Consider the following 8,579-nt stretch of genomic DNA (forward strand, 5'->3'; position numbering starts at 1 on the left):
ATCGCAAACAACACCGGTCCAGACCGGCATTCCCTCGACACGAACACCGATCCGGCCCCGGACACACCGCCCGCGCTCACACGAGCCGGCGCACTCCGGACCAGCCGCACACACTTGGCGCGGGGTGGAGCAGCCCGGTAGCTCGTCAGGCTCATAACCTGAAGGTCACAGGTTCAAATCCTGTCCCCGCAACCAAATCCCAATACCAAACAACCCGCCACGCTCACATGCGCGGCGGGTTTTTCTTTGGGATGCGGCCGATCGCGCTTGCGTGCGATCGCGCGGGAAGCGCTTCCGGAGCGGAGTGCCAGCAGGGGAGGGGGGGCTCGCGCGCGCCGTGCCAACGATCTCTCAAGCCCGAAACGTCAGCATGCGGCACTCCGCGACGATCGATCCCGGAAGTCGCCGTTCGGGGCCTTGCGGCCGGTGTTGGACTCAGAGGCACCTGGCTTTAAGATGGAACGGGGTACGCCGTTCTGCGGCGTAAGGGGGGATCGACGATGATGGCTGACGCGGGCGGCACCGCCGACCTCGATCGGGGCTGAAGACCGCGGTTTGCGAGTTTCCGCTCCCGACAAGCAACCGGACAGAACAGAGCTCTGGCGCGCATTGCGGCTGCCTCGTCTTGTCCTGCTCGCTATCTCACTCGCCGCCTTGGCCCCCGTCCCGGCGGGCGCCTTCGACCTGTTCGGTCTGTTCGGCAGCGAACCGGAGCCGCCCGCGCCCAGTCCCGCGGCCCTGCCATACGCGCTGCGGATCACCGGTACCGACGATTCCGACGTGCTTCGGGCGTTGCAGGACACCGCGACCCTCTACCGTCTGCGCCAGGAGCCGCCACCCGATGGCGAAGGCCTGCTGCGCCGGGCCGAGACCGACCGCGCCAAGCTCGCCGACGTTCTCTCGGGCTACGGCTACTACCAAGGAACGGTGACGGTCTGGGTCGACGGCGTGCCGGCGGCGGGCGCGTCGCTGGCCGCGGTCAGGGCCGCCGAGACCTGGCGCAATCGCGGCCTGGTCCCGGTCCGGATCGCGGTCGATCTCGGGCCGCTCTATCGTGTGCGCCGGATCGAGGCTCGCGACCTAGCGGGACATGCCTTCCCGGATATCATTCTGCCGCCGCGCATCACCCGCGTCGATGCGGATGTGCCCGCCCGCTCCGCCACGGTGCTGGCCCGCGAGGCGCAGATCGTCGACCACTTCCGCGCGCAGGGCCACCCCTTCGCCAAGGTCGTCGCCCGCGATCCGGTGGTCGACGACTCCGCCCATGTGATGGACGTGACCTTCACGGTCGATCCCGGGCCCGTGGCCAGACTCGGCGCGGTCGCGGTGAGGGGCGCCCCCGGCATCGATCCGGCCACGATCCGCTCCTTCATCTATGCCGAGCCGGGCGATCCGTATTCGCCCCAGGCGGTGGCGGCGATTCGGCGGTCGGTCGCCCGGATCGAGGGGGTCGGCGGCGTGCGCGTCCGCGAAGGTACGGCACTGGACGCGGACGGCAACCTGCCCCTGTTCGTCGAGGTCAGCGAGCGGGAGCGCAACCTCGTCGGCGTCTCGGCGCGATACTCGACCGTCGACGGCCCGGGGGTGCGCGCCTATTACGCCAACCGGAATCTGTTCGGCGGCGGCGAGACCTTCCGGCTCGATGCCGACATCTATTATCTGGGCCTCGGCAACGACCCGTTCGCCAACCAGCGCAAGGCTGCCGGCATCGGCACCAACGGTCTGGGCGGACGTCTCTCGGCGACCTACGTCCAGCCGGCGCTGTGGGGAACGCGCAACGACCTGCTGGCCAACGCCTTCGTCACCCGCGAGGTGCAGCAGAGCTACCTGGTGGATGGCGGCGGCGCCTCCGGGGCGATCCGGCACCGGTTTTCCGACACCTTCTCGGCACAGGTCGGCCTGGACGCCCAGTTCGGCCGCTCGAAGGACGCGCTCGGCACGGTCGATTACCGGCTGATCGGAGTTCCAGCCTCGATGACCTACGATTCTACCGACAGCCTCCTCGATCCGACCCGGGGCGTCCGGGCCATCGCATCGCTGGCGGTCTATCCCGGGGCGATCTCCTCGCCCGGCATCGTCGTCGCCAAGGCGCAGGGCTCCACCTACTACGCCCTCGACGACGAGGCCCGCACCATCCTGGCGGGCCGGATCGGCTTCGGCTCGGTCTCCGGTGCGCCCCTGGGGGATATCCCGGACAATTTCCGGTTCTTCGCAGGGGGCGGCGGCTCCGTGCGCGGATACCCGTACCGGACCCTCGGACCGATCGGTCCGTACAACCTGCCGATCGGCGGTCGCAGCCTGCTGGAAGCGTCTCTGGAAGCCCGCATCAAGGTCACCGACACGATCGGCGTGGTGCCGTTCTTCGATGCCGGCACCGCCTTCGCCTCGGCGACGCCGGATTTCGACGCGAAGATCCGGAAATCGGTCGGCATCGGCCTGCGCTACTACACGGGCATCGGCCCGATCCGTGCGGATCTCGCCTTTCCGCTCGACCCCTACAAAGGCGGGCACGTCCGCCCGGCCGTTCTGTATCTTAGCCTGGGGCAGGCGTTCTGAATGGAAAACCGGACCGGCCCGGCGCGGCGCGCCGCGAATCCGTCCCGCCGCGGCAGACAGGGAGCCGCCCTCGTCCTGATCTGCATGACCCTGCTACTGCCCTGGGCCGTCACGCGGACGCGCGCCGAAGAGGGCGACAGGTCGGTCCTGGGTAGCCTCCTGTCTCGGGCGCTCTCGACACCGTCGTCGCGGGTGGCGATCGGGGCGGTGGACGGCGCCCTGTCCTCGGACGCCACCATCCGGGACGTGGCGCTGAGCGACCGCGACGGCGTCTGGCTGAAGCTCGACCGAGCCCGCATCGTCTGGCGCCGACTCGCCCTGCTGTCGGGACGGCTCGAGGTCGAGAGCCTGGAGATCGGGCGTCTCGACATTCTGCGCCGCCCCGTCCCTGGGCCACCGCCGCCGGAGGCGAAGCCCGACGGCAAGCTGCTGCCCGACCTGCCGGTGAAGGTCGAGATCAAGAGCTTCAAGCTGGCGGAGTTGACGCTCGGCGAGGCCGTCGCCGGTCAACCCGCGCGGCTGTCCGCCGAAGGCCGGGCGCGGCTCGGCGCAGCCAGCGAGGGGCTCGACCTGCAGGCCAGGGCGCAGCGCCTCGATACGCCGGGCCGCTTCCTGCTGTCGCTCCTGTTCGTGCCGAACGGCGAGCGGCTCGAACTGAAGGCGAATCTCGTCGAGCCGGCGGGTGGGCTGCTCTCGAAGGCGGCCAACCTTCCCGGGACACCGCCGATCGACTTCGACCTGGCCGGGACAGGGACGCTCGACGCGTGGGCGGCCAAGCTCGATTTCGCGGCCGGCCCCGAGATCGGCGCCAGGGGTGGCGCGAAGATCTCCCGTATCGGCGCCGAGCGGCGCCTCGCCCTCGATCTCGCGGCGCGCATCGAAGGGCTGATGCCGGGTCCGGCAGCCGCGGTCTTCGCCGGCACCACCAAGCTGGACGGCGGCCTCGCCTTTGCGGATAGTGGCGCCTTCCGCATCGACCGGCTGGAACTGACCTCCCGCACGGCGCGTCTCGCGGCCGGCGGCAGCCTGAGCCCGGATCGCGTCGCCGACCTGACGCTCCAGGCCCGGGCGGTACCGACGGAGGGCGAGGTCACCCGGGCCGGCGAGGCCGAGATCGGCAAGCTGGTGTTCGACGGGAGCCTCAAGGGAAAGCTGAGCGCTCCCACGGTGCGGGGACGCCTCGACGCCGCCGGCCTGCACAGTCGTGAGTCCAGCCTCGACCGGATCGAGGCGAATCTCGGCATCACCCCCGAGGGCGAGCCCGCGACGCAGCGTTTCGCGATCACGGCGGACGGACGGGTGGAAGGGCTGAAGCTGTCCGACCCGGCCCTCCGCCGGGCGATCGGCAGCCGGGCGCAGGTGACGTTCCGGGCCGCCTCGGGGGCCGACGGCATCGTCGATGTCTCGACGCTGCGGCTCGAATCGGACACGGCGCGGGCCTCCTATGCCGGTCGGCTTGGACAGAACACCCTGACAGGGACACTGGATGCGGCGCTGCCCGACCTGTCCGTCTTCTCCGGCCTCGCCGGACAGGGCCTTGCCGGGAGCCTCGATGCCAAGGCGCGGCTCAGCGRCGACCCGGCCCGCAAGGCCCTCGCCGCCGACCTCGCCGTGACCGCCGGCGGCCTGGTCACCGGCAACCGCGCCGCCGACCGCACCCTCGGCCGCACCCCCACCCTGCAGGGGCGGATCTCTCAGTCCTTCGACGGCTACGGCTTCGAACACCTGCGCCTGGAGGGCGCGGGGCTCACCGCGACGCTGGAAGGACAGGCGACCGCGACCGCCGCGGACGTGACGGCTCGCCTCGACCTCAAAAGTCTCGCGGACCTCGACGGGCGGCTGACCGGGCGCGCGGGCGTCGAGGCCCGGCTGTCCGGCTCCATGGAACATCCGGACGTGACGGCGACCCTGACGGCGCCGGCCGCCACTGCAGATGGAAAGCCGATCCGGAACCTCCGCGCCGAGGCGGTCCTGCGTGACGCGATTCTCGCGCCGGACGGTACTATGCGGCTCGGCGGCGACGTGGCCGGCAATGCGCTCACCGGAGAGGCGCATCTCGCACGCATCGGAGGAGACTGGGTCCTCGACCGGCTCGGCCTCACCCTCGGCTCGGTGACCCTCGCCGGCCATGCGACAGTCGCGGCCGACACGTGGCTCTCGGCCGGATCGCTCACCGTGAAGGCCGGCGAGCTGGCCGATATAGCACCGCTGCTCCCGAACCCGGTCGCAGGCCGGCTCGACGGTTCCGTGACCCTGGCGCGCGACGGCGGGCGTCAGGACGCGGCCCTCCGCGCCACCGGAGCAGGTCTTCGCTACGGATCATCCGCTCTGTCGCGCCTCGACGCGGATCTGACGGGTCACGACCTGCGCGCCCACCCGGTCCTCGACGGGCGCATCGACGCCGAGCGGCTCGTCACCGCGGGGCAGCAGATCGACACACTCCGCCTGGCCGCCGCCGGCAGCCCGGCCTTCAGCGACGTGACCGTGACCGCCAAGGCCCGCGGCTTCAACCTCGATGCTGCCGCGCGGGTCGTCCCGGCGGACGAGACGCGCATCGAGATCCAGCGCCTGTCGGCGGCCCGGGGAAGCGATCGCTTCGCCCTCACCGGACCGGCGGCGCTGACCTTGCAGGATGGCGGCGCCGTGATCGACGGTCTGTCCATCGCGGCCGGCTCGGGCCGCGTCACGGTCGCGGGTCGGGCGGGACGCGATCTCGACCTGCGCGTCGCGATTCGCGCCCTGCCGCTGTCGCTCGCCCGGATCGCCGTGCCGGATCTCGGCCTGTCGGGCATCCTGGACGGCGAGGCGGACCTGCACGGGACGACGGCGCGCCCCGAGGGACACTATGCGCTGACCGTCACGAAGCTCGTGGCACCCCAGGTCCGACAGGCCGGCCTGCCGCCCATCGATGCCACCGCCAAGGGCACGCTCTCGGACGGGCAGGCGCGCCTGGACGGCCGGGTGACCGCCGGGCGCGGCGTCGCGCTGACGGTCTCGGGCGCGCTCCCCGTGGAGGCCGGCGGTCCGTTGGATCTCCGCGCCCGCGGAATCCTCGACGCGGCACTCGCCAATTCTCTCCTGAGCGCCGGCGGCCAGAGCGTCGCCGGAAAGGTCGCCGTCGACGGGGGCGTCACCGGCACTCTGGCGGCGCCGCGGGCGGAGGGCTCGGCGGTCCTGACCGGCGGCAGCTTCAACGATCCCCTGAACGGCATCCGCCTCACTGCGATCGAGGGCCGCGTCACTGGCCGCGGCGACAGCGTCGTGGTGGAACGGCTGACCGCGGCGACCCGCAACGGCGGCCGGGTCTCGGTCACGGGTCGCGTCGCCCTCGAGCCCGATTTCCCAGGGAATTTCCACGTCACCGCCGAGAAGGCCGAACTCGTATCGAGCCCGCTGATGACGGCCGTGTCCGGCGTCGATCTCACCCTGTCCGGCCCCCTGGCACGCACCCCGCGGATCGCGGGCCGGATCGATGTCGTGTCCATCGACGTCGCCGTTCCGGACCGGCTGCCGGCCACGGTCCGGCCGCTTCCGGGCGTGCGCCACGTCAACACGCCGCCGGATGCGCGAGCGCGCCTCGCCCAGCAGGCCGAACGGAAGGCTGCGACCCGTCCCGGACGGCGGCCGAAAAAGCCGCCGGTGCCGTTCGACGCCATCCTGGACGTGGCGATCAACGCGCCGAGCCGCATCTTCGTACGCGGCCGTGGCATCGATGCCGAACTCGGCGGCGCGCTTCGGGTCACGGGAACCTCCGCGGCGCCGAATGCCGTCGGCGCCTTCTCGATGCGGCGGGGGCAATTCGAACTCGTCGGTCAGCGTCTGGACTTCAGCCGCGGACGCCTGACCTTCGCGGGCAGCCTGACCACGCCGGAACTCGACTTCGCCGCCGAAACCAAGGCCGCGGATGTGACCGCTCGGGTGGCGGTGTCCGGTCCCGCCGACGCACCGCAATTCGCCCTGACCTCGGATCCGGTCCTCCCGCAGGACGAGATCCTCGCGCGTCTGCTGTTCAAGAAGGCGGCCGGTGGTCTTTCTCCGTTTCAGGCCCTGCAGCTCGCCCAGGCGATCGCGCAGCTCTCCGGGGGCTCGGCCGGGCCGGACATGTTCGAGCAGGCGCGCAAGGGCCTCGGCCTGGACAGCCTGGATGTCTCCACCGGAGCGAGCGGCGGCCCCGCGCTCGGCGCCTCGCGCTACATTTCGGATCGCGTCAGCGTCGGTGTGAAAGCCGGAGCGAAGCCCGCCGACACGGCCGTTGGCGTCGACTTCGACGTGACCCGCCGGATCAAGCTGAAGGGCGAGGCCGGGAGCGACGGCCGAACCAGTCTCGGGGTCGGCGCCGAGTACGAGTGGTAGCCCGCGAAGACCGGGGCACCCGCGTGCGACAGTGCCGCGACGCCGCGGGATCGACACGCGAGGTCAATGGTTTAGGTTCGGCTTAGACGGCCGCAACGGCCGCGGATCGGGCGGGAAACATCAGGGGCGATGGACGAGCTTTTCGAGACGGACGACGATCCGCCGGTTCCGGAGGGCGGCCTCCTCCGAATGCTGCCCATCATCAACAAGCGGGGCCTGCATGCCCGCGCATCGGCGAAATTCGTGCAGACCGTGGAGCGCTACGACTCAGCCGTGACGGTGACCCGGGCCGGGGAGACTGTCGGTGGACGCTCGATCATGGGGTTGCTGACCCTGGGTGCCGCCATGGGCACGCGCATCGCCGTCACCGCCGTAGGCCCGGATGCCGAGACGTGCCTCGACGCCATCGAGGCGCTGCTGGCGAACCGCTTCGGCGAGGACGAGTAGCGCGGCTCAAGTCAGACGGCCTTGCCCGGCCAGGTGCACAGATCAGAGACCAGGCAGCCGAGGCAGGCAGGCTTCCGGGCCGTGCACGTGTCGCGCCCGTGCCGGAACAGCCAAACATGGGCGCCGTCCTTGAAGCGCTCGGGCACGGTCCGGGCGAGACCATCCGCCACGGCATCCACCGTGAGCCCGGAGGACAGCGGGATCCGGTTCGAGACGCGGAACACGTGCGTGTCGACCGCAATCACCGGCTCGTGGAAGGCGAAATTCGCCGTCACCTCGGCACTCTTGCGACCGATTCCGGGGAGGCGGCGCATCTCTGCCGCGCTGCGCGGGACGGTGCCGCCGTGGTCGGTGATCAGGGCCGCCGAGAGCCTGACGATGTTGCGCGCCTTCGACGGCCCGAGCCCGACCGGCCGGATGATCGCGATGATCCGCGCTTCGCCGAGGTCCAGCATCCCGGCGGGATCCCGGACCACGGCGAACAGCGCGTCCGCGACGCGGGAGACGGTCGGTCCGGTGGACTGGGCCGACAACAGCACGGTCACGAGGAGGCGAAACGGATCGGTGTCGTCGAACCCGGCCTTCGGGTCCGGGTCCGCGGCCTCGAGTCGGGCGAGCACAGCCGTCACGCGATCGACATCGCCCGGCGTCGAGGACGCGGATCGCGAGACGGCCCTCCGGCGCGGAGCGGGTCGTACGCCGTGCGGGGTGTCGCGGGTCATGGGCGCCAGCTAGGATTCGTCCGGACCGGCCGACAGCCGCGCGGCGCGCGGCGGATTGACCGATCAGGCCCGCGCCCGCCGCCAGGGCACCGCGGCGGGACCGACGCCCAGATGGAGCGTGCCGGCGACGATGGCGCCAGCTCGGCGCAGGAACTCGACCCGCAACGCGCCGCGGCGGGCGAACAGCCGGGTGACTACGCGGACGAGCGACGCCTCCGCCGGATCGGCGATGATCGGCCGGGCGGCAGTCCGGGCGTCAAGGGCCAGGAAGGTCTCCACCGCGTCGCGGACGGCAGCCGGTTCGGTAACGGAGAGGATCTCGGACGCGGCCGCCTCCCAGCCCGCCGGCCGCACACCGATCAGGTCGCCGGCCGGGACCGGCCGGGGCCGCATCGCGCGGCCCGCGGCCGGGATCGGGGTGCGTGGGGCGGGATCCGCCACGGCCCCGGTCTCACCGACGAGCCGGATCGGGCGACGCAGCGCCCCGAGCCGCGTCCGCAG

Annotated in this window: 4 protein-coding genes, 1 tRNA gene and 1 pseudogene; 4 read left to right on the forward strand and 2 right to left on the reverse strand. The window is 71.7% G+C overall.

Annotation, left to right across the window (positions count from 1 at the left end; translation table 11 throughout):
* The first annotated feature begins 118 nt into the window (after positions 1 to 118).
* From AC1DXK_RS29160 to AC1DXK_RS29175, 4 genes are all read left to right on the forward strand, one after another.
* Positions 119 to 195, forward strand: a tRNA-Met gene (locus AC1DXK_RS29160).
* Between the two features lie 459 nt (positions 196 to 654).
* On the forward strand, positions 655 to 2,556 hold the full coding sequence (locus AC1DXK_RS29165; protein WP_457104972.1) for an autotransporter assembly complex protein TamA: 1,902 nt from the start codon (positions 655 to 657) through the stop codon (positions 2,554 to 2,556).
* The gene (locus tag AC1DXK_RS29170; RefSeq protein ID WP_477299591.1) at positions 2,557 to 6,909 is read left to right on the forward strand and encodes a translocation/assembly module TamB domain-containing protein; all 4,353 of its coding nucleotides are present in this window, start codon (positions 2,557 to 2,559) and stop codon (positions 6,907 to 6,909) included.
* Positions 6,910 to 7,038: 129 nt separating this feature from the next.
* Complete coding sequence (locus tag AC1DXK_RS29175) at positions 7,039 to 7,356, forward strand: HPr family phosphocarrier protein (RefSeq protein WP_457104970.1); 318 nt, start codon at positions 7,039 to 7,041, stop codon at positions 7,354 to 7,356.
* An 11-nt stretch (positions 7,357 to 7,367) separates the two neighbouring features.
* Here AC1DXK_RS29175 and AC1DXK_RS29180 read toward each other — a convergent pair whose 3' ends face one another.
* Positions 7,368 to 7,985 carry an endonuclease III domain-containing protein gene (locus AC1DXK_RS29180; protein WP_457104969.1) on the reverse strand — a complete coding sequence of 206 codons (618 nt, stop codon included), beginning with the start codon at positions 7,983 to 7,985 and terminating at the stop codon, positions 7,368 to 7,370.
* A gap of 156 nt (positions 7,986 to 8,141) precedes the next feature.
* Positions 8,142 to 8,579 (reverse strand): annotated as a pseudogene (locus tag AC1DXK_RS29185) (hypothetical protein); the annotation flags it as partial.

The sequence above is a fragment of the Methylobacterium sp. P3_A11 genome, from assembly GCF_056403155.1.

Excerpts from the sequence above, each read along its gene's own strand:
- AC1DXK_RS29175 (WP_457104970.1), top strand. The coding sequence starts at position 7,039 with ATGGACGAGCTTTTCGAGACGGACGACGATCCGCCGGTTCCGGAGGGC.